The sequence below is a fragment of the Nocardia xishanensis NBRC 101358 genome (assembly GCF_001613365.1).
Taxonomy (GTDB): Bacteria; Actinomycetota; Actinomycetes; order Mycobacteriales; family Mycobacteriaceae; genus Nocardia; species Nocardia xishanensis.
The window spans coordinates 55938-76295 of the sequence record NZ_BDCF01000014.1 but is presented as its reverse complement, the minus strand read 5'-3'; the positions used below and the strand labels follow the sequence as shown (position 1 = coordinate 76295).

The 20358-nt window shown below is 68.5% G+C and carries 16 protein-coding genes and 3 tRNA genes; 11 read left to right on the top strand and 8 right to left on the bottom strand.

What is annotated here, in order from left to right:
* The first annotated feature begins 26 nt into the window (after window positions 1-26).
* Both NX1_RS13700 and NX1_RS13695 read left to right on the top strand, forming a co-directional pair.
* Window positions 27-437 (top strand): MarR family winged helix-turn-helix transcriptional regulator, encoded by a 411-nt coding sequence (locus NX1_RS13700; protein ID WP_084501421.1) that lies wholly within the window; start codon window positions 27-29, stop codon window positions 435-437.
* A 24-nt stretch (window positions 438-461) separates the two neighbouring features.
* Window positions 462-546: transfer RNA gene (locus tag NX1_RS13695), tRNA-Ser, on the top strand.
* A gap of 165 nt (window positions 547-711) precedes the next feature.
* Here NX1_RS13695 and NX1_RS13690 read toward each other — a convergent pair.
* Window positions 712-1551 (bottom strand): phosphatase PAP2 family protein, encoded by an 840-nt coding sequence (locus NX1_RS13690; protein ID WP_084501403.1) that lies wholly within the window; start codon window positions 1549-1551, stop codon window positions 712-714.
* Between the two features lie 176 nt (window positions 1552-1727).
* Window positions 1728-2798, bottom strand: coding sequence for a nitric oxide synthase oxygenase (locus tag NX1_RS13685; protein WP_245668499.1), 1071 nt, complete (start codon window positions 2796-2798; stop codon window positions 1728-1730).
* Window positions 2799-3332: 534 nt separating this feature from the next.
* Here NX1_RS13685 and NX1_RS13680 point away from each other — a divergent pair.
* The gene (locus NX1_RS13680) at window positions 3333-4340 is read left to right on the top strand and encodes an alpha/beta hydrolase (RefSeq protein WP_245668487.1); all 1008 of its coding nucleotides are present in this window, start codon (window positions 3333-3335) and stop codon (window positions 4338-4340) included.
* Window positions 4341-4394: 54 nt separating this feature from the next.
* Here the strand turns inward: NX1_RS13680 and hisC are convergent, their stop codons facing one another.
* On the bottom strand, window positions 4395-5471 hold the full coding sequence (gene hisC, locus NX1_RS13675) for a histidinol-phosphate transaminase (RefSeq protein WP_068058318.1): 1077 nt from the start codon (window positions 5469-5471) through the stop codon (window positions 4395-4397).
* A 190-nt stretch (window positions 5472-5661) separates the two neighbouring features.
* Between hisC and NX1_RS13670 the strand changes: the two genes are divergently transcribed.
* From NX1_RS13670 to NX1_RS13645, 6 genes are all read left to right on the top strand, one after another.
* Window positions 5662-6378 (top strand): dienelactone hydrolase family protein, encoded by a 717-nt coding sequence (locus NX1_RS13670; protein WP_068058316.1) that lies wholly within the window; start codon window positions 5662-5664, stop codon window positions 6376-6378.
* A gap of 91 nt (window positions 6379-6469) precedes the next feature.
* Window positions 6470-6559 (top strand) — tRNA-Ser (locus NX1_RS13665).
* Window positions 6560-6594: 35 nt separating this feature from the next.
* Window positions 6595-6667: transfer RNA gene (locus tag NX1_RS13660), tRNA-Arg, on the top strand.
* Window positions 6668-7071: 404 nt separating this feature from the next.
* A complete protein-coding gene (locus tag NX1_RS13655) occupies window positions 7072-8928 on the top strand; it encodes a DNA/RNA non-specific endonuclease (protein ID WP_068058314.1) in 1857 nt (618 codons plus the stop codon).
* A 139-nt stretch (window positions 8929-9067) separates the two neighbouring features.
* Window positions 9068-10474, top strand: a complete 1407-nt coding sequence (locus NX1_RS13650; RefSeq protein ID WP_068058479.1) for a lipase/acyltransferase domain-containing protein — start codon at window positions 9068-9070, stop codon at window positions 10472-10474.
* 2 nt (window positions 10475-10476) lie between these two features.
* Window positions 10477-13257, top strand: a complete 2781-nt coding sequence (locus NX1_RS13645; protein WP_068058312.1) for a CHAT domain-containing protein — start codon at window positions 10477-10479, stop codon at window positions 13255-13257.
* Window positions 13258-13263: 6 nt separating this feature from the next.
* Here the strand turns inward: NX1_RS13645 and NX1_RS13640 are convergent, their stop codons facing one another.
* Together NX1_RS13640 and NX1_RS13635 are read right to left on the bottom strand one after the other, a co-directional pair.
* Complete coding sequence (locus NX1_RS13640; RefSeq protein ID WP_068058310.1) at window positions 13264-13992, bottom strand: maleylpyruvate isomerase family mycothiol-dependent enzyme; 729 nt, start codon at window positions 13990-13992, stop codon at window positions 13264-13266.
* Between the two features lie 110 nt (window positions 13993-14102).
* Window positions 14103-14522, bottom strand: coding sequence for a RidA family protein (locus NX1_RS13635; protein WP_068058477.1), 420 nt, complete (start codon window positions 14520-14522; stop codon window positions 14103-14105).
* A gap of 88 nt (window positions 14523-14610) precedes the next feature.
* Between NX1_RS13635 and NX1_RS13630 the strand changes: the two genes are divergently transcribed.
* The gene (locus NX1_RS13630; RefSeq protein ID WP_084501401.1) at window positions 14611-16188 is read left to right on the top strand and encodes an esterase-like activity of phytase family protein; all 1578 of its coding nucleotides are present in this window, start codon (window positions 14611-14613) and stop codon (window positions 16186-16188) included.
* Here the strand turns inward: NX1_RS13630 and NX1_RS13625 are convergent.
* The 3 genes from NX1_RS13625 to NX1_RS13615 form a co-directional block, all read right to left on the bottom strand.
* Window positions 16175-16885 carry a DUF998 domain-containing protein gene (locus NX1_RS13625; protein WP_245668486.1) on the bottom strand — a complete coding sequence of 237 codons (711 nt, stop codon included), beginning with the start codon at window positions 16883-16885 and terminating at the stop codon, window positions 16175-16177. The two genes, NX1_RS13630 and NX1_RS13625, sit on opposite strands and share 14 nt — an antisense overlap.
* Before the next feature lie 273 nt (window positions 16886-17158).
* The gene (locus NX1_RS13620; protein WP_068058308.1) at window positions 17159-17578 is read right to left on the bottom strand and encodes a very short patch repair endonuclease; all 420 of its coding nucleotides are present in this window, start codon (window positions 17576-17578) and stop codon (window positions 17159-17161) included.
* Between the two features lie 4 nt (window positions 17579-17582).
* The gene (locus NX1_RS13615) at window positions 17583-18716 is read right to left on the bottom strand and encodes a DNA cytosine methyltransferase (protein ID WP_174555482.1); all 1134 of its coding nucleotides are present in this window, start codon (window positions 18714-18716) and stop codon (window positions 17583-17585) included.
* A 327-nt stretch (window positions 18717-19043) separates the two neighbouring features.
* Between NX1_RS13615 and NX1_RS13610 the strand changes: the two genes are divergently transcribed.
* Complete coding sequence (locus NX1_RS13610) at window positions 19044-20294, top strand: KasA/KasB family beta-ketoacyl-ACP synthase (protein ID WP_068058306.1); 1251 nt, start codon at window positions 19044-19046, stop codon at window positions 20292-20294.
* The last annotated feature ends 64 nt before the right edge of the window (window positions 20295-20358 follow it).

Below are 20358 nucleotides of genomic sequence, written 5' to 3'. Positions count from 1 at the left end.
CGCAGCAGCGCGCGTGGCGCGCCTACATGGACGGACATCAGCGGCTGATGACGGAGCTGAACCGGCAGTTGCAGCGCGACAGCGACCTCAGCCTGGCCGAGTACCGCATCCTGGTGCTGCTGTCCGAGGCGCCGGGTCGCTCGCTGCGCATGAGCGAACTCGCCGACGGTGTGCTCTCCTCCCGCAGCAGGCTCACCCACCAGATCCGGCGTATGGAGGCGCAGGACATGGTGCGCCGCAACACCTGCGAAGAGGACGGTCGCGGTGTCCTCGCCGAACTCACCGACGAAGGCATGCGCCGCCTCGAAGCCGCGGCCCCCGGCCACGTCGAGGCCGTCCGCAACGACTTCATCGATCTGCTCGTCCCCGAACACCTCGCGGTGATCGGCGAGGTGTTCGCCCGCGTCGACAAGATAATCGGCGAGCGAGCCGACTGAGCCGTCCGTTAGGATCGGGGGCCTGGAGACGTGGCAGAGCGGCCGAATGCACTCGCCTTGAAAGCGAGCGTCGCGAGAGCGACCGGGGGTTCAAATCCCTCCGTCTCCGCTCCACTCGTGCGTGGCGCATGCTCATGGGGAGCATTCGCCGGGCTCGTTTCGCAATGTTTTGTGGGGGTGCAACCCCCACGCCCCGCCCGGCGGGCTTCGCCTCCGGACCCCCGTTTGTGGTCGGGCCGATCATGGGACTTTCGCGTGTAATCCAGTGCGGCGCTCAGCGGATCGGGAGCCGGGCGGGGAATCCGGGTTGTGCGGCAGCTCCGTTCGCATCCCACAACGTGACTGCGGCGGGGGCGATCATCCGGTGCAGTACCGCCGTTCCGGCCAGCAGGAGGACGGCGGCTATGGCGTCGAGCCAGTAGTGGTTTCCGGTGCCGATCACGATGACGGTGGTGAGGGTGGGGTGGGCGAGGGCGAGCCAGCGCCAGGGGGTGTTGGTCGCGGCGACCACGGCGACAGCGAGGAGCAGCGCCCAGCCGACGTGTAGCGAGGGCATGGCCGCGAACTGGTTCGACAGGCCTTCGGATTCCGTGGGGCCGTAGACGGATTGACCGTGCAGGGCCGCCACGTCGACGAAGCCGCGGTCGGGCAGCATGCGCGGCGGTGCGAGCGGCAACAGCACGTGCAACAGCAACCCGGCTCCGGTCAGACCGACCATGAGGTTGCGCGTCATGCGGTAGTGCCAGGGGCGGAAGACCCACAGCCAGACGATCACCGCGACGGCGACGGTGAAATGCGCTGTCGCGTAATAGAAATTGGCGGGTACGGCGAGAAAGTCCCAGTGCAGGAACGGTCCCTGCACGGCGGTCTCGGCGAGGAATCCCAACCGGTGCTCGACATCGAGCAGCGCGTGCGCGTTGCTCGAGGCGCGTTCGGTGTCGTCGGCGGTGATCATCCGGCCGGCTCGATAGCCGAGATACAGCACGGTGATCAGGGCCAGCTGCCGGACCGCCTCGCCGCCGCGGCCGTGCACCGCCGCACGCAGCCGTTCGACCACTCCGGTGGCCGGAAGGCCGAATTCCAGATGCGGACCGGGAAATCCGACAGCCACCATCGCCCGTGGTCTCCTTCGCCATTGAACAGATCCGCCGAAACGTTTAACCGGAGGTGCATTCTCCGTTTACCGTAACAGCATCGGCTCGTCGGAAAGTCCGTGTGTGACCCGAGAAACACCCCGGGTCGACACGGCGCCGAAGGGCAGGACCTGCGTGGCAGCGAAGCGGACGAGACTCAGGTGGTCTCGCGGTGGACGAAGTTGGGGCGGATATCGTCGTCCGGCGGGTCGAAGTAGCGGTGGAAGGTCGGGGTCAGGCCGGAAGAGATCGGCGGGTTGATCCAGCTCCAGTCGGTGGGGCAGGCGCGACCTGCTGCCTTCTCTTTCTCGGCGTGGTCGCAGAACTGCTTCGCCACGGTGTGGTGGTCGACGATGTGCACGCCCGCCGTGCGATAGCTGTGCAGGACGGCCCGATTCAGCTCGATCGAGGCCTGGTCGCGCCAGAGGGTGCGTGGGTGCGAGGTGTCGAGGCCCATCATGTCGGCGATCAGCGGGAGCATGTTGTAGCGGTTCGTGTCGCTGAGGTTGCGCGCGCCGATCTCGGTGCCCACGTACCAGCCGTTGAACGGCGCGAAGGGGTAGGTGACGCCGCCGATCTCCAGATTCATATTGGAAACTGCAGGCACCGCATGCCATTTCAAGCCGAGCTTGGCGAACCAGTCGAACTCGGGATGCTCGATATCCACCTCGCGGGCCAGCTCGCGCGGCACCTCGAACCACCTGATCGGCTCGTCGGGCGTGCTGATCAGGACAGGAAGAATGTCGAAAGGCGTGCCCGCGCCGCGCCAGCCGAGCTTTCCGGCCAACTCGGTGATCGCGACATTGGCCGCGTCGCCGGTGACCGTCCCGTCGCCGTTGCGGTACCCCGCGTAGCGCAGCAATTGTGGGCTGACGATGCGGTACTCGCGCCCGTCGCCTTGGCGCGGCGGACCGACGGTGATCATGGACTGCACCGCGCCGCCGTTGGTCGCCATGTGCAGGTGCTGCCAGCACACCTCGGCCAGGTCGCGCGCCGAGCGGACGCGCCGCGCATCGAGCAGTTTCAATGAGCGCCAATGCTTTCGGCCGACGCATCGGGAATGGTTGCGCCAGGCCAGGCGTGCGCCGATCAGGATTTCCTCGGCGGTCTGCACGTAAGAGCCGGTCTGGCGCAGCTGGTCCAGCGCGTTGCGGCGGCGCTGGGCGTTCAGGTGGGCGAGTTCGGGTTGTCGGAAGAAGTCGTCGCACTCGCGCAGGCGGCGAGCCAGCCCAGGGTCGAAAGACGGGGTGGCGGAGGCGGTTTCGGGCGGTGGAACGGGCAATACGTGGTTCACGGTCTTTTCTCCGGTCGGGCATCAGGTACTGCGGCCAAACAGACATCGATCGAGCAGAGAATTCGCGCGCGGCACGGCCGGCACACCGATCAGCTCGGTGGTGCACGGGTGCGCGTCAGCGGCGCCGGGGGAATTAGCCCTCGCGTTGCCAAAAACCCGGTCGGACGGTGTGGATGCGGGCGCGCCGGATGCCGACCTCTGTCAGGGTCGTGGCTGTGTCCGGTCATGGCGGTCCCATCGACGTCCCGTTGAAACGCCCGAGACGCAGCGTAAGGCGAGTGTGCTGGCGGTGTGCCCGAATTCGGAGTATTCGCAGTTCACCTCGGTGCGAGCGGAACCGCGAAAGTGGCGCTCGTCACAAAGGATTCGAATCCGGAATCGCGGGGTCGAGTGGCCCGCTCGCCATCTGGCACCATGGCAGGCATGCTGTCTCGGCGTTGGATGCGGCGACGGCTTGCGGTCGTCGCGATGAGCGTTGCACTGCTCACCGGTGCGGCTGGGTTCGGAGCGCCTGCGACGATGGCCGCGCCCGACAAACCGAGCACCGGGTCTTCCGACGGGCCCGGCCCCGCTGAGCCGACCACCGCGCCTGCCAACACGCCCTCGATCGAGCGCATCGAACCGATCACCGACCGCAGGTTGCGCGTGTTCGTGAAATCACCCGCGATGAGCCGCACCGTGCAGGTGCAGGTGCTGCTGCCGCGCGACCAGAGCCACAGCAGGCCGACCGTCTACATGCTGGACGGGCGCAGTGCCGAGGCCGACAGCAACAACTGGCTCGAACTCGGCCACGCGGACCGCTTCTACGAAGACAAAGACGTGAACGTGGTGTTCACCGTCGGCGGCCCCGCCAGCTTCTACACCGACTGGCAGCGTCCGGATCCGGTACTCGGCACCAACCGGTGGGAGACCTTCCTGACCACGGAATTACCGCCGCTCATCGACGAGGAATTCCAGGGCAACGGCCGCAACGCGATCATGGGCGTCTCGATGGGCGCCGAGGCCGCGATGATGCTCGCCTTCCGCAGGCCGGAGCTCTACCGCGCGGTGGCGGCGCACAGCGGCTGCTTCTCCACGGGCACCGATATGGGCCAGGCGCAGGCCCGCGCCGTTGTCGCCACCTATCAGGGCCAGCCGGACAACATGTTCGGGGAGGAGGGTGATCCGGACTGGCTCGCCCACGACGTGGTGTTGCACGCGGAAGCGCTGCGCGGCAAGGCGATCTATCTCTCCGTCGGCAGCGGTATGCCCGGCAAGTACGACGTGCCGGGCAAGACCGACGTTGTCAGCACCATCGGCTTCGGCGGACCGCTGGAGGCCGCGACCAACGCGTGCACCCGCAGGCTGGTCGACCGCTTCACCTCGCTGCGTATGCCGGTCACCGCGAATTTCCGTGCCACCGGCACCCATTCGTGGCCGTACTGGGGCGACGAGCTCGCCGCCTCGTGGACGACGGTGTACCCCGCCCTCCGCTGACGGCGCGGGCGTCGGCAACCGGCCCTTGGACAACGACGGGCGTCGCGCCCGGTCTCAGGCGAAACGCGCCAGCACGCCCGCGTCCGTGGCGAAGTCGAGGAAACTGTCGTTCTCGTGCGGATCGCCGACGGTCACCCGGACGCCGTCCGTTCCGTACGGCCGCACCAGCACACCGGCTTCCGCGCTCGCCTCACCGAACTCGGCGCTGCGCTCACCCAGCGGCAGCCAGACGAAATTGGTCTCACTCGGCGGCACCGGGTAGCCGGCCGCGACCAGCGCCGTGCGCATCCGATCGCGCTCCAGGATCACGGCGTCGGTGCGCTCGAGCAGCTCGTGGCGCGCCTCCAGCGAGGCGATCGCCGCGGCCTGGGCCACCCGGTTGACGCTGAACGGGATGTGCACCTTCATCAGCGCGGCGATCACCTCCGGGTCGCCGACCGCGTAGCCGACGCGCAGGCCCGCGAGCCCGTAGGCCTTCGAGAAAGTACGCAGCACAATCACATTCGGCCGGTCGCGGCCCAGCTCGACGCCGTCGGGGCGATCCTGCGGAGTGAGCCGCAGGTACTCGTAGTACGCCTCGTCCAGCACGACCAGCACGTGCGGAGGGACCGCGTCCAGGAAGCGGATCAGCGCCTCGCGGCCATGCGCGGTGCCGGTCGGGTTGTTCGGGTTGCAGACGAAGATCAGCCGGGTGTCGCCGGTCACCGCGGCCGCCATCGCGTCCAGGTCGTGCGTCAGCTCCGGCGTCAACGGGACCTGCACGGCCGTCGCGTTCCCCACCTGGGTGACGATCGGGTACGCCTCGAACGAGCGCCAGGCGAACAGCACCTCGTCGGTCGGTGCGGCGCAGGTGATCTGGACCAGCTCCTGGCACAGCGCGACGCTGCCGCAGCCCACCGCGACGTGCTCGGGCGTGACCCCCAGGAACTCGGCCAGCGCGGCGCGCAGCTCGCTCGCCTGGTTGTCCGGGTACCGGTGGGCGAGCTCGGCCGCCTCGGCGATCGCCTTCGCGGCGGCGGGCAGCGGGGGCAGGGTGGTCTCGTTGCTGGCCAGTTTGACCGCGCCCGGATGGCTGCGCCCGGGCGTGTAGGCCGGGATGGCGGAGAGGTCGGGCCGGATGCGCGCTGTCACCCCTCCACCCTAAAGGGCCCGTGGCGAGCGACGACCGGCCGTCCCTCCGCCTTCGCCGCAGCCGTGCGCGGGCCGCCGCCGGGCCTCCGGCAGTGCCGGAATTGCGGCTTCCATACCGGAAATGTTGCGGGTAATGGCCGCTCACGTGCAATTTCTCGCGAAGACAAGCGGCTCGCCCTAGGCTGGTTCCATGTCGGGCATTTATGACGATATCGCCCCACTACGCGGTGGCGAAGACCTCGAGCAGCGCCCTACCGAAGGCAGCCGGGTGCCCATCACCGTGATCGAACCGGAGGGCAACTCGCGCGGCGGAATCGTGGTGTTGCACGAATCTCGGGACTTCAGCGGCGGACTGCTCGAGTTCATGCGCGCGCTGGCCATCGAGGGATGGACCGTCGTCGCGCCCAACCTGTTCCACCGGGCGAACGGCGGCGACCCCGAGCACGAGGTCTTCGGCGACGAACTCTTCGACGACTTCGACGCCTGCTTCGACTGGCTGACCCGCCGCGGCGTCTTCCCCGACTGCATCGGCGTGCTCGGCTTCGACCACGCGGGCACCGCCGCCTTCCTCGTCGCCACCAACCGGCCGATCGGCGCCGCGGTCAGCATCGCCGCCTCCGGCATCACCGAACCGCTCACCGAAGAGGCCGAGGCGCTCGTGCGCGTCGCCCCCGACCTCCAGGCGCCCTGGCTCGGCCTCTTCGGCTCCGACGATCCGTCCACCCCGCCCGACGACGTCGACCGCCTGCGCGACGCCGCGGCCCGCGCCTCCGTCGCCAGCCTGGTGGTCACCTATCCGGGTCTGCACCACCGCGCGGACAACCCCGACGCCGAGGACGACGACAACGATTCCGCCATCGACTCCCAAACCCGGATCTTCGACTGGTTCGACAGCAACTTACGCTGATAACCAGGCGTTTTGTTATCCGGACGTTGGGTCATGTAACCTTCATGCTCGGCGGTTCGAAAGGACCGGTGCCCTCGAAGAGAAGGCTCCAGGAGGCGTGCCAGAGCGGCCGAATGGGACTCACTGCTAATGAGTTGTCCCTTCACGGGGACCGGAGGTTCAAATCCTCTCGCCTCCGCCACACCCGGTTCGCCGGGTGACAACTGAAAAGGTAATGCGCCCGTAGCTCAACGGATAGAGCATCTGACTACGGATCAGAAGGTTAGGGGTTCGAATCCCTTCGGGCGCACTTTCCGAAAGGCCCCTCCCGCACTCGGGAGGGGCCTTTCGGCTTGTGAGCGATCTTCGTCACAGATGCGCTGACGCGCGCGGTGGTCGATCGCGACGGGAAGGGCGTCGAGTTCTGCGAGGACGTCAGTTGCGGCCAGGCGGCCCGTTTGCCTCCATGGTGTCGGCACGGGCACGCCAGGGCGAACGGTCCGAGAGGCCGACCGGCCGGTATGCGTAGTGGCTCGAGTAAACGCGGGTAGCGCGGTACGCGTGCCGTGTGGGAGCGGGTGCGGGAATCTGGGGCGGAGGCGACCGATCGTGAAGGTCGGGTCGGGGGACGTGCCGATGGAGGGGGGTGGCTACGCGGGCACGCGTGCCGCCATCGACCGCAACAACTGGCCCTGACACGCAAGGAGACGTCACATGGCCACGAAGCGGCAGTCCGAGACCGCGGGACACTCCGAGGAGCAGCTGCTGGCAGCGCTGCGGCGGTTCATTCGGAGCAAGGGCAGCGAGTATCTGGACGACCCGAACATTTCGTCGATCGGCGTCGGATACAAGATTGTCGACGGCACGGCGACCGAACAGCTCGCGGTGCAATTCACGGTCGACGAGAAAGTCGAACCGGAGGCTTTGAATTCGTTTGCCACCACGGCGATTCCCGACTCCATCGAGGTGGACGGCGTCGCGGTGCCGACCGATGTGATCCAGCGCAGTTACGAACCGTCGTTTCGCGTCGTCGCGGAACCGGAGCCGCCGCTGACCAAGGTCAGGTGCGATCCGATTCGGCCGGGCATCAGCGTTTCGAACGTCAAGGGCACGGCCGGAACGCTCGGCTGCATCGTGTACGACAAAGTCGACGGCACGCCGCTCGTGTTGAGCAATTGGCATGTGCTGCACGGCCCCGACGGGATGATCGGCGACACCGTCGTCCAGCCGGGGCCGCGCGATGACAACCGGATCGAGCGCAATCGCCTCGGAGTGCTGAATCGCTCGCATCTCGGGATCGCGGGAGACTGCGCCGTCGCGACCGTCGAGGACCGTCGATTCGATGACCGTGTCCTCGGAATGGGCGTCGTTCCGGTGCAGTTGGGCGAGCCCGAGCTCGGTGACAAGGTCGTCAAGAGCGGCCGCACCACCGGCGTCACGCACGGCGTGGTGCGGCGGATCGACACCATCGTGAAGCTGCGATACGGCTCCGCGGGCGTACATAACATCGGGTGCTTCGAGATCGGACCCGACCCCGCCCGGCCCGCGGGCGACGACGAGATCAGCCGAGGCGGCGATTCCGGGTCAGTGTGGTTGTTCGAAGCAGGCGACGAGACCGTCACGGGTGTGCTGGCGGGTCTGCACTTCGGAGGCGAGTCCGAGAACAGCCCCGACGAGCACGCTCTCGCGTGCCTGCCGGAGTCCGTGTTCGAGAAACTCGAGATCACGCTGCGCCCGCCGGCGCCCGTCGAGGCGGTCGAGGCGGTGCGAACCGGGTACGACCCGAACTTCCTCGCCACTCGCATCGATGTGCCGAGCGTCGACACGGTCTTGCGGGACGATCTGGTGCTGATTGGCGGGTCCGAAGTCGTTGCGTACACACATTTCTCGCTGGCGCTCAGCCGGTCGAGGCGGTTCGCCCGATGGGTCGCCTGGAACATCGACGGATCGAGTCTGAAGAAGATCGACCGCGTCGGAATCGAATTCGTGAAGGACCCGCGTATTCCCGCCGAGTTCCAGACCGGCAACGAGCTGTACCGGGACAACCGTCTCGACCGCGGACACATCGCCCGCCGGGCCGACCTGCTGTGGGCGTCGCTTCCGGAAGCGCATCAGGCGAATACGGATTCGTTCTTCTACACCAACATCACCCCGCAGATGGACGACTTCAATCAGAGCAGCAAGGACGGGCTCTGGGGGCAGCTGGAGGACGCGGTGTTCGCCGATGTCCAGGTCCAGGATCTCAGGGTCACCGCGTTCGGTGGCCCGGTCTACCACGACGACGACCGCGTGTATCGCCGGTCGCGGATTCCCCGGGAGTTCTTCAAGATCCTCGCGTTCGTGGACAGCGGTGATCTGAAGGCGCGCGCGTTCCTGCTGACCCAGGCACTCGATCAGCTCGAGGCCCTCGAGCTCGACGAGTTTCGGGTCTTTCAGGTCACGGTGGCCGAGGTCGAGGAACGGACCGGGGTGCGGTTCGGTGCGGAACTCCGCAAAGCGGACACGTTCACCGTTCCGGAAGGCCTCGAGCCACGACGGGCACTGGACACGATCGCCGATATCCAATGGTGACGCCTTCCGCCCCGATCGCCGCGCGCACGTCCGGCCACGTCCTTCGAGTAGCCGAGTACTCGTGATTCGGGCCGCCGAACGCGAGAGCGTGGAGAACGCACACGAGTGGAGATCGCACAAGAACGGACGGAGGCCGGACATGCGTGACGTGGTCGTGTTGATCCCGGGGATCGGCGGCTCAGTGCTGGCGCGCGACGGCAAGGAGCTGTGGGCGCCCACGCCGGGCGCGGTCCTGCGCGGAGTGCTGTCCCTCGGCCGCAGCATCAAGCTGCTGCGGCTGGACGGCGATGATCCCGCTGCCGACGACGTGGACGGCGTCGTCGCGACGCGGATCGTGCCGGATCTGCACATAGTTCCCGGCCTGGATTGGAAGATCGACGGCTACACCCGGTGCCGCCGACAACTGGTCGAGCGGTTCGGTGCGGTCGCGGGCGAGAACTATTTCGAGTTTCCCTACGACTGGCGGCGCGACAACCGGGTGGCGGCGGCCAAGCTCGCCAGGTCGGCGCACTACTGGCTGCGGAACTGGCGGGAGAAGTCCGGCAACGCCGACGCGAAGCTGGTCCTGATCGGGCATTCGATGGGCGGCATCGTCTCGCGGCTCTACCTCGAGCAGTTGGACGGATGGAAGGACACCCGCACATTGATCACGTTCGGGACGCCCTATTCCGGGTCGATCAACGCGCTCGAATTCCTCGCGAACGGGTTCCGCAAGAGCTGGGGGCCGTTCGACGTCGACCTCTCCGACCTGCTGCGCTCTTTCACCTCGGCGTATCAGCTTTTGCCGTCGTACCGCTGCGTGGCGGGGCCGGGCGGTGCGTGGCTGAATCTCGACGACCCCAGCCTCGACTGGAGCCGCACCGGCGTGGACGTCACCCGGCTGCGGGCCGCCGTCGAGCTGCATCGCGGCCTGCGCGAGCAGGTGGACGACCGGATCGCCGAAACCGGACCCGGTTACGAGATCCGGCCGGTCATCGGGGACTTCCAACCGACGAGGTGGGCCGCGAGATTCACCGACAGCGGGCTCGAGGTGCTGTATGCGCGCAAGGCCGCAGGCGAGGACGGGGGCGACGGCACGGTCCCGAAGGTCTCCGCTGTCCCGCACGAGCTGATGAACGGCTGGCGTAACGCCTCGTTCGTGAGCCAGAAGCACGGGTCGCTGCAGAACGACGATCCGGTCCTCGACCACGTCGGCGGCGTACTGCGCACCGCCGAATTCGGTGGCGTCGATGTCTTTCCCGCGGTGAAGGACCCGGTCGCGCTCGAGGTGGAGGACGTCACCACCGTCGAACCGATGGTGATCCGCGCGAAAACCGCCGCCGAGGAGGCGGCCTTGGTCGCGACGGTGGAGGATCTCGGCCGAGGCCTGTCCAGCACTCATCCGCTCATCGAGGCGTCCGACGGTTGGCGGCAGGCGACCCTGGCGAACCTGCTCCCCGGTGACTACCGGGTGACCGTGGCCGCCGACACCGTCCACCCGGTGACCGAGCTGGTGAGCGTGGTGGACCTCGACGATCTCGCCCGCAGTGCGGAAGGGCCGGGATAGCGATGCCACCAGAGCCCACGCAGGCCTTCCACCGATTCGACATCAGTGTGCTGGATGCCGGTGGGCGCGTGTGGATCTCGGCATCCTCGCCCCAGGGCGCGGTGTACGCCGTGCCGCGGACGCCGCCCACCTGGGCCCTGCCCGACGGCTTCGAATCGCCGTCCGAGTGGCTCAACGCGGTCGTGCGTAATGCCTGTTCCAGCGCCGAACCGGCCGCTATCGAGGTCGGGCGTGTCTTGACGCGACTGGTGTTCGACGTACCCGAGATCCGCAATCTGTTCGCGCGCACACGAGGCGCCGCCCGCCACACCGGGGCGCAGGTGCTCGTACGCGTCCAATCGGCGCCCCAGCACGTCAACGCCTGGCCGTGGGAGCTGCTGCTCGACCCGGAGAGCGGCATCGCCAGAGGGGTCGACCTCCTCGCCTGCGCTCGTGACACCCACATCCTGCGGCTCGGGCGCTTCCGCACCTATCCGGTTCAGCAGGCCCAAGACCCGATCAAGGCGCCGTTGAACGTCCTGATCGTCATGTCGAGCCCGATGCCGAAGGTCGGCGAGGAGCACCAGGAGGCGCTGTTCGACCTGTACGAGGCGAAGCGTTCGCTGCTCGATGGGCTGCGCCCCCTCGTCCAGCAGGGCAAGCTGAACGTCGTCGTAGAGGACCGTCCGTCGACCGAACGAATCCGGCGGACCATTCGCCGCCAGTCCGATGGGTTCCAGATATTCCACTATCTCGGGCATGCCGCGCCGAACGGCTTCAAGCTCGAAGACGCGAGCGGCCGTGGCCGTTTCGTCCACAATCAGGAACTCTGTGACATTCTCTCCGAGCTACCCGACCTGCGGCTCGCGGTCTTCGCGGGGTGCGAGACCGCGCGGGCCCCAGCCGCCGTCGCGGGCGACGACTGGCGCGGTCAGATGTCCACCGCCGACCACTTCGTGCGCGCCGTATGCCCGATGGTCATCGGCATGCAGACGGTGCTGCCGTTCGACACCGAGAGGATCTTCACCAGCTCGTTCTACGAAGCGATCACCGCGGGGCACACCGTCGTGACGGCGGTGCGCATGGCAAGGCAGGAGATCGCGGCCGACGAATCCTCCGGCGGAACCAGGCTGAACTGGGTGGTGCCGACGCTGCACGTCGGCGCCAACGAGCCGGGCGCGCTGATCGACAAGCGCAGCCCGGGCAAGCCGATCGACCGGCTGCCGCGCGTCTATCGCCCGTTCGGCATCGTGCAGGGCGACCGCAGATTCATCTCGCGACTGATCGAGCTGCGGCAGGCCATCGACGTACTGGCGGGATCCGCGCAGGCTCGGCTACTGCACGTCAAAGGAGTTGCGGGCACCGGCAAGTCGGCGTTCATGGACCGTGTGCTCGACGATCTCGACGACGACGTCGTCCGGGTGTTCGTCGGCGCGCGCTGGTTGCTCGAAGAGGCGGAACGCAGACGTCAGGATCACAACCCGGTCGGGATACTGCACGACGCCGTGGCCTCCGCGATGCTCGAGAGCGGCCTGCGGGTGCCGCGCGACCGTCTGGCGAAGGACCCAGCCGATCTCTGGCGCAACCTGCTCGGCAAGCTCGAGCACACGCGCTTCGTCCTCGCCGTAGACGAGGCGGAGTTGCTCGCCGGCGACACGCGAGGCGCCGCGACGCTGCGCGCGCTGGCGGAAATGCTGGACCGGCGCCTGCCCGCCCGGGTGGCGGTCACCTCGACCACCGGCGTCGCGGGGTTGACCGATCGCGCCGATATGCCGTCGCGGACCCGGGAAATACGGTTGGACCTGCTGGCCTGGCCCGAGGTGTGGCAGTGGATCCGCCGTAATCAGCCGGTGCTCATCCGGTTCGGACCCGCCGTCCTTTCGCGCCTGTACGCCGATCTGCCGCACCTCGAACAGTGGGATCAGCTCGCCGACCGAGTGCGGGAATGTCCGATACCCCCGTCGGCGGAATCGCTCGCGAACCTCGCGCGCCAGAACGTCGAGGAAGTCGCGGCACCGGTGAACGCGGAGGATCTGTTCACCGCGACGACGGACCTGGGCAGGACGGAACGCCCGCTGCGCCTCGCCCTCGCGGGGTCGGACGCCGGTGAACTCGCGCGCACGATCACCCAGTTCGCCGGAGAACATGGCGTAGCCGGACGGGCGGTTCCCTTCGGAACCGGGGACAGCGCCGCCGTGTTCGCCGAAGTGATCTGCCTCGATGATGCGGCGGATCGGGATCGGTTCGTTCAGCAGGCGGGCGGCGACATCGTCGTGGTGAACGAGGTCTCGGAGGCCGAGATGCTCGACGGCGCAGACCATCTCGTCGTCGTTGCCACGGCCTCGGGAGTCGAGGAAATCTCGGGCGTCGCGCGGGAGCGCGTATTGATCGCGGGCACCGTCGAGGACCGCGCCGGGCCTGTCGATGTCGTCACCGCTCCGTCGCTGCCCGGCATGTCGGCGGCGACCGAAGCGGCCATCGTGGCGCTGATCGTCTGGGCAACCGATCGCAAGCAAGACGCCGCCCACGTACGAACCCTGCTGCTGAAGACCGCCGAACAGAAGCAGCTCGCGGACGGGCGCGTGGTGCGACGGCTGAACGTGGCGGCCGCGCTGGACACGCTGCGCAAGCGAGACATCGTCGAAACGATCGGATCGGGCAGGCTCGACCTGCCACAGGTACTCGCCAGGACGGCCGCCAGATCGGAGCAGGCCATCACCTTGGTCGACCGGCTGGTCGCGGGCGGTGCGCTGGTCAAGACCGTCACCGATGGCGTCGAGTGGTTCGCCCGGCCGGATCGATGAGGCCGTTCAGCGCCACGCGGGGAGCGTGGGCATTGGACCGGACAGATCTCGGCCGGGGGAGCGGCCGATGAGCCAGGCGAGGAGAGAGTGGGCCGGGCCGAGGACGGTGTGAGCCGGGGCGCCGGGGGTGAGGGTGGCGGTGAAGTCGAGGTCGGTGGCTTGGATGTCGAAGGGCGGCGTGGCTGGGTCGAGAGTTTTGGCGAGGTCGGCGGCCACGCGAGGGAGGGCGCGGGCGACGAAGGAGGCGGGCCAGTCGGCCGGGGTGTAGGAAGCGGCCAGGTCGACATGGTGGATTTCGACCTCCTGCAGGCGCATCCAGGGGACTTCGGCGGCGGGGATGGCGCGGCCGGCGCGGGTCCGGACGGTGGCGGTCCAGTTCTCCGTCGACGCGGTGCTCGCTAGTGCTGACCAGCGGTTGGCGGCGGCCTCGATGTCGCGGAGTTGTTCGGCGACCGGTCGCGCCGCCCCCGCGTCGATGTCGAATTCGCGCAGGAACGGGCTCGCGTACTGGGGCGTCTCGATGCCGGTCCGCGCCCAGATCAGCAGATTGACGAGGCTGTCGGCATTGCGGGCGAGATGGGCCAGCACGTGCCCGCGTGTCCAGCCGGGCAGCGGCGAAGGTTCGATGACGTCGCCGTCGCTCAGACCGCGCACGGTATCGAGCAATCGGGCGGTCGCGTCGGCGACTTGGTCGAGCAGATCGTGCGGGGTGGGATCCTGCGCGTCGCTGGTCACGACGTCGACCCTAGTGGACGTGGCCGGATGAAGGCCGTTGACAGCGCGCACGGCTGGAGCGAACGCGGAGGGGCGCAACCCGAAGGCCCGCGGACGGCCGGAGCGAACGCCTACCCGGCGACCGGCCGATCGAGGCGCTCATCGGCGACGACCGCGTCGGCCTCGATCTCCACCAGCAGGGCGGGCGTGATGAGCGCTTTCACCTCGTACATCGACGCGGCGGGCCGGATCGAACCGAACACCTCGGCGTGCGCGGCGGCGACCTCGGGCCACCGGGCGATGTCGGTGACGAAGATCCGCGTGCGGACGACGTCGGCCATGCGCGCACCGGCTTCGTCGAGCGCGCTCGCGATGCGGCGCAGGGCCTCTCTGGTCTGCTCGCCGATGTCGTCCCCGCCGACCGCGGTACCGCCCGGCGCCGCGGCGGTGGTCCCGCTGACCGCGACGAAATCGCCGACGCGCACGGCCCGCGAGTAGCCGACCACGTCTTCGAACTCGGATTCGGAGGAGATGTTCACACGCTTGGTCATGGCGACAGCATGGCCGCCGCGGTCCGCCGTGACCAACAATTAACCTCGGTGTCGACTCCGCGATGGGTCGGCGCGATAGGCATGCGGGGTGATTGCCAGACCCGGTCTCCTGCTCTCCTGCTCCGCGATCGTGTGCGCGGCCGCCGTGGCGGCCGGTTGCGCGGCCGACGGCGACGGCGCCGATTTCCATACCGCGCAAGACCGTCCGGTGGTGATCACGCTCGACCAGTTGCTGGCCGCGACCGGTGGACGCACCCCGATCGCGGTGACGGCGGAGCCGGAGCACGGCACGGTAGCCCGCCGCAACGACGGAGCGTTCGAATACACCCCTGCCGCCGGTTACCAGGGGACCGACGGATTCACGGTCACCACCAGCGACGCGGTCCGCCTGTACGCCACCGACATCCCGCCGCTCGGCCAGTTCGGCGGAATCGCCGTGCAGGGCAGCGGTTTCGGCTCCGCGTTCACCCCCGTGCCCGGCCGCGCCGACGAGTTCTACGGACTCACCGACCGCGGCCCGAACGTGGACGGACCCGGCAAGAACGAAAAGATCGCGCCTATACCGCGATTCGTACCCAAGATCGGCCGATTCGAGCTGGAAGGCGCCCGCGCGGTGCTCCAGTCCGCCATCGAGTTGCGCCGCGCCGATGGCACCCCGTTCAACGGTCAGGTCGACGTGGCCGCGAACACCGGAGAGACCATCAAGGATCTCGACGGCACGGTGCTGCCAGCCACCGATCACGGCCTCGATCCAGAGGGTTTGGTCGCCTTGCCCGACGGAACGTTCTGGGTCTCCGACGAATACGGCCCGTTCCTGGTGCATTTCGACGCGACGGGCAAGGAGATCGAGCGCCTCGCTCCCGGGGCGGGTCTGCCGAAGGAACTCGCGCTGCGCACCCCGAACCAGGGCATGGAGGGACTGACCGTCACCCCGGATGGCAACACCCTGGTGGGCGTCGTCCAAAGCGGTCTCGAGACACCAGGTCTGGACGGCTCGGCCAAGGACGTGCCGATGACCCGCATCGTCACCGTCGACCTGAAGACCAAGGCCCAGCGCGAATTCGTCTACCCGCTGGCGAATCCGAAGCAGACCAAGGTCGCGGTCTCCGAGATCACCGCGCTGAGCGCCACCACCTTCCTGGTGGACGAGCGCGACGGCAACCTCGCCCCGAAGTCGGACAAGAAGATCTGGACCATCGACATCTCCGGCGCGACCGACGTCGGGCCCGAGTCGAAGGTGCCAGGCGCGCAGTACGATCCGGAACGCGGCGGCCTGCTCGTGGACGGCAAACCGCTGGAGACGATGGTGGGCCCGGTCTCGACCGACGATGCGGTGGCCGCGCTCGGCAAGGTAGGCATCACGCCGGTCGCCAAGCAGCGCAACCTGGATCTGACCGCGCTGGTGGCAGGCCTCGACGCGCAGGGTCGCTTCTTCGGTCACGACAAGATCGAGGGCGTCGCGACCACCGACGGCGGCAAGACGATCTACATCGCCAACGACAGCGACTTCGGCTTGGCCGCGAGCGAGGGCGAGCAGCCGCCGTTCCGGCTGAAGCCCAAGACGCTGCCCGACGGACGCCAGGACACCGGCGAGATCCTCGTCGTCGACACCGCGAAGCTGCCCGCCGCCACCGAAACCCACCGGGTGAGCGTCAAGGTCGGCTGACCGGTTCGGTCCACTCCCTGCCCTCGACGACCACCGCGACGGCCAGTGTGAGCAACCACAGCGACATCGACCCGACCTGAATGCGCTGGGCGATGCCGAGCGCGTACTCGCCGGGCAGGTTGTCGGCGACCAGCAGCCACACCGTCGCCAGCGATCCGATCACCAGCACGGCCACACCGAACTCACGCAGAATCCGCCAGCGGTGGTACCGGAACGCCGCCAGGCTGAACGCGAATACCGCGATCGCGATCGAGGTGACAGCGAGCGTGCTCGTCAGCGCGTGCGGCTGATGCAGCTGTGGAAACAGCTCGCTCGGCGTGCCGCAGCCCGGCTCGCCCGGCGTGCAGTCACGCAGCGGGAGCAGCGCGTCGGCGATGGTCGACGCGCCGAAGCAGGCCAGCGCCACCCAGCCGACGGTGGTGAGCCTGCGCCGAGGGAAGATCAGCAGCCCGCCGAGCGCGGCCGGGAGGAGCAGCAACCCGACGATCTTGTCGCCCGTCCCGAACACTTCGCGATACGGCTTGCCTTCCGCGTCGAGCTCGCTGAGGAACTGGTTCACCGGATCGGAGTCGATGGGCAACACGAACTCGAGTACCCAGGACGAGTAGCAGAGCGCGGCGACCGCGATCGCCGCGGCGATCAACCAGGACGCGATCGGCGCGCGTCGTTCGGCGATCTTGCTTCCGTCGTCGGTCACCCTGCCCATTGTCCCGAACCGCTCGATGTGCGGTTCGAGCGGTAATCAGCGTGTTGCCCGCGGTTCGCACGGCATTCCCACCGGGTGCACAGGCTACTGTCAGCTGGTCCGGCAAGTCTGGAGTGGAACCGAGTGAGGAGGTTTCCATGATCGGATACGCGACAGCCGCCGCCGGTTTGGCGATGATGGCGACGATGGTGGTGTCGGGTTATCTGGCCGCGCACGCGCCACGCACCCTGGTGCGCATGCGCAACCGCTAGCGACTCGCCCGAGTCAGCCGGGATCCCGGCCGAGCACGGACTGCACCCGATCGGCCGCGGCGGCCGGGTCCTCGTGTTCCCAGATCCGCACCACCTGCCACCCCGCGGCATGCAGCGTCTCGTCGGTGGCGCGGTCGCGCGCCACATTGCCCGCCAGCTTGGCGGCCCACCATTCGGCGTTGTTCTTCGGATAGGTCGCGTGGTCCGGGCAGCTGTGCCAGAAGCACCCGTCGACGTACACCGCCACCTTGCGCCGCGGAAAGACCACGTCGGCGCTCCGGCGCTGACCACGTAGTGGAGCGCGGTCGACGAAATAGCGCAGGCCGCGCCGGTGCAGTTCGCGACGCAGGGCGAGTTCGGGGGCCGTCCCGCTGCGCCGCTGCTTGGCCAGCCTGGCACTGGTCGCGGCGTCGGTGCGTGGGCGCTCGATCATCGGCTCAGGCCGCCCAGCCGCCCATGCGGTCCAGGTGGTTCTCCATGTCGGTGAGGAACCCGTCGGGAAAGCGCAGCGTGCCCATCCCGGCCCGGCGCAGGAACCCGGCGGTGGCGCGCGCGGAGAGCAGCCGCGAGTCGGTGAGGAAGTTCTTCAGATCCTCGTAGGGTTCGTGCACCGGCCAGCCGGAGACCGGCACTCGATAGGCGGTTCCCGCGCGGCCCCAGGCGGCCGTCGGCCACGGCTGACCGGGCAGCAGGACCTGATCGTGCGGTATCGGGTCCAGCGGCGCGGTGAGCCTCGCGCCGACCCAGGCCGCCATCCGCACGCTGACCGCGTTGCCGACCAGCTTCCAGCGGTGTCCCTGCCGGATGCCGCGGACCGTGGTGGCGGGCGCGGTCCAGTCCGGGGCGAACCCTTGCAGCCGTTCCCCGTCGACCAAGCCCGGTGTCACGATCTCGCCGGACGGCAGCCGAACGGCGGGCGGGCTCGCGATGCCGAGCGCCGAACCGCCTTTGAGGGTGGGCACGGCGTTCACCGCCCAGCCGAGCCCGCGCACGCCCTCGGTCCAGTAGAAGCCGCACGGGTCGCTGTCGGCGTCGCCGAGCTCGAGCGGGCCCGCGTCCTCGCCGAAGAGCACGCGGCGCGGATCCTCGGTGCGCGAGGCGAGCATCAGCACGCGCTGGCGGCGCTGCGGCAGGCCGAACGCGCGCGCGTCGACGACGCGGTATGCCCAGGTGTAGCCGAGATCGTCCAGCGCTCCGGTGATGTGCCGCATGGCCGCGCCACGGCCCAACTGCAGCATGAAAGGCACGTTCTCGATCAGCAGCCAGCGCGGCCCGCGCTTGCGGCGCACCAGACGGAACACCTCGTCGACCAGTCCGGAGCGCTGGCCGGTGATGCCCGCGGTTCGCCCGGCCTGCGAGAGGTCCTGGCAGGGGAACCCGGCCGCGACGAGTTCGGTGCCCGCCGGGATGCCGCGCAACCTGGTGATGTCGGCATGCAGCGGAACGTCGGTGAAGTGGGCCGCGAGCACCGCCTGCGCGCCCGCGTCGATCTCGCAGAGCAGCTCGGAACGCCAGCCGTGCTCGGCGAGGCCGAGCTCGAGTCCGCCGATACCGGCGAACAGCCCGACCATCCGCCCGCCCGTCACAGTCATCCCTTCTCGCGATTCCACGACGGGCGCGAACACGTCCGCACTCCGTGCCCCGCACAGCACGTTACTCGAGCCCTCCGATGCCGACCACCGGGAGGACCACCGGCGGCGCATCGAGCTCCCCGGCCCCACCGGCCAGGGTGCGGTACGGATTTGCGTGTCTTGCTGCGGATTAGCTCAGGCTCCCCGATAATGCGAATCGGCCGGATCACGACCACGGTTGCTTCTCCCGCTTGGCCTTTCGACGCCGCGGCGTCGACGCGCAGTTCCCGGAACACCCCGATGCGATAGCCAGGAAAGTGAGTTTCGATGCAGCTTCCGTCCACCACACGTGGCAACTTCCCCGACGTCGTGGTGACCAGCCTCGCGGCGACCACCTCGATCGCGGGAGATGTCGACTCCACCTGGAAGGGCTTACTCAACGGCGAAAGCGGCATCGATGTCCTCGACGATCCGTTCATCGAACAGTTCGAGCTGCCGGTCCGCATCGGCGGGCACCTGAAGGTCACCCCTCGTTCCTGCCTCGGTGTCGAAGAGGTCCGCAGGCTGGCCTACGTCGAGCAGATGGCCACCGTGCTCAGCCGCGAGGTCTGGCGCAACGCGGGCAGCCCCGAGGTGGACCCGGACCGGCTCGCCGTCTCGCTCGGCACCGGCCTCGGCGGCGCGGACGCCATGATCGACCAGCGCGACAAGATGGAGAATGGCGGCTACCGCAAGGTTTCTCCGCTTGCTGTGCAGTGGATCATGCCGAACGGACCGGCCGCGTGCGTCGGCATGGAGGTCGGCGCGCGCGCCGGCGTCTGCACGCCGGTCTCCGCGTGCTCATCCGGCTCGGAGGCGATCGCCAACGCGTGGAAGATGATCGTGATGGGCGATGCCGACATGGTCGTGACCGGCGGCGTCGAGGGTTCCATCCAGGCGGTGGCGATCGCCGCGTTCACGATGATGCGCGCGATGAGCACCCGCAACGGCGATCCGAAGGGCGCATCGCGGCCGTTCGACGTCGACCGCGACGGATTCGTCTTCGGTGAGGCCGGCGCGATGATGGTGCTGGAGACCGAGCAGCACGCCAAGGCCCGCGGCGCGACCATCCACGCCCGGCTGCTCGGCGCAGGCGTCACCTCCGACGGATTCCACCTGGTCGCCCCCGACCCGGAGGGCACCGGCGCCGCACGCGCGATCACCAGGGCCATGGAGATCGCCGGCCTGGCGAAAAGCGATGTCACGCATATCAATGCGCACGCCACCGCGACGCCGATCGGCGACACGGCCGAGGCGCGGGCGATCGGCAAGGCGGTGGGCTCGCACGCGTCGGTCTACGCCCCGAAATCCGCGCTCGGCCATTCGATCGGCGCCGTCGGCGCGTTGGAGTCGGTGCTCACCGTGCTGAGCGTGCGCGACAGCGTCGTGCCGCCGACGCTGAACCTGGAGAACCAGGACCCCGACGTCGACCTGGACATCGTCACGGGCGGTGCGCGGCGGGGCCGCATCGACTACGCGGTCAACAACTCCTTCGGTTTCGGTGGGCACAACGTGTCGATCGCGTTCGGAAGGTACTGAGCAGGGGCTACCGGGAAGCAAGACCACTTGGCCTTCCCGGCGCTCCGCTGTCGATCTGTCTTCG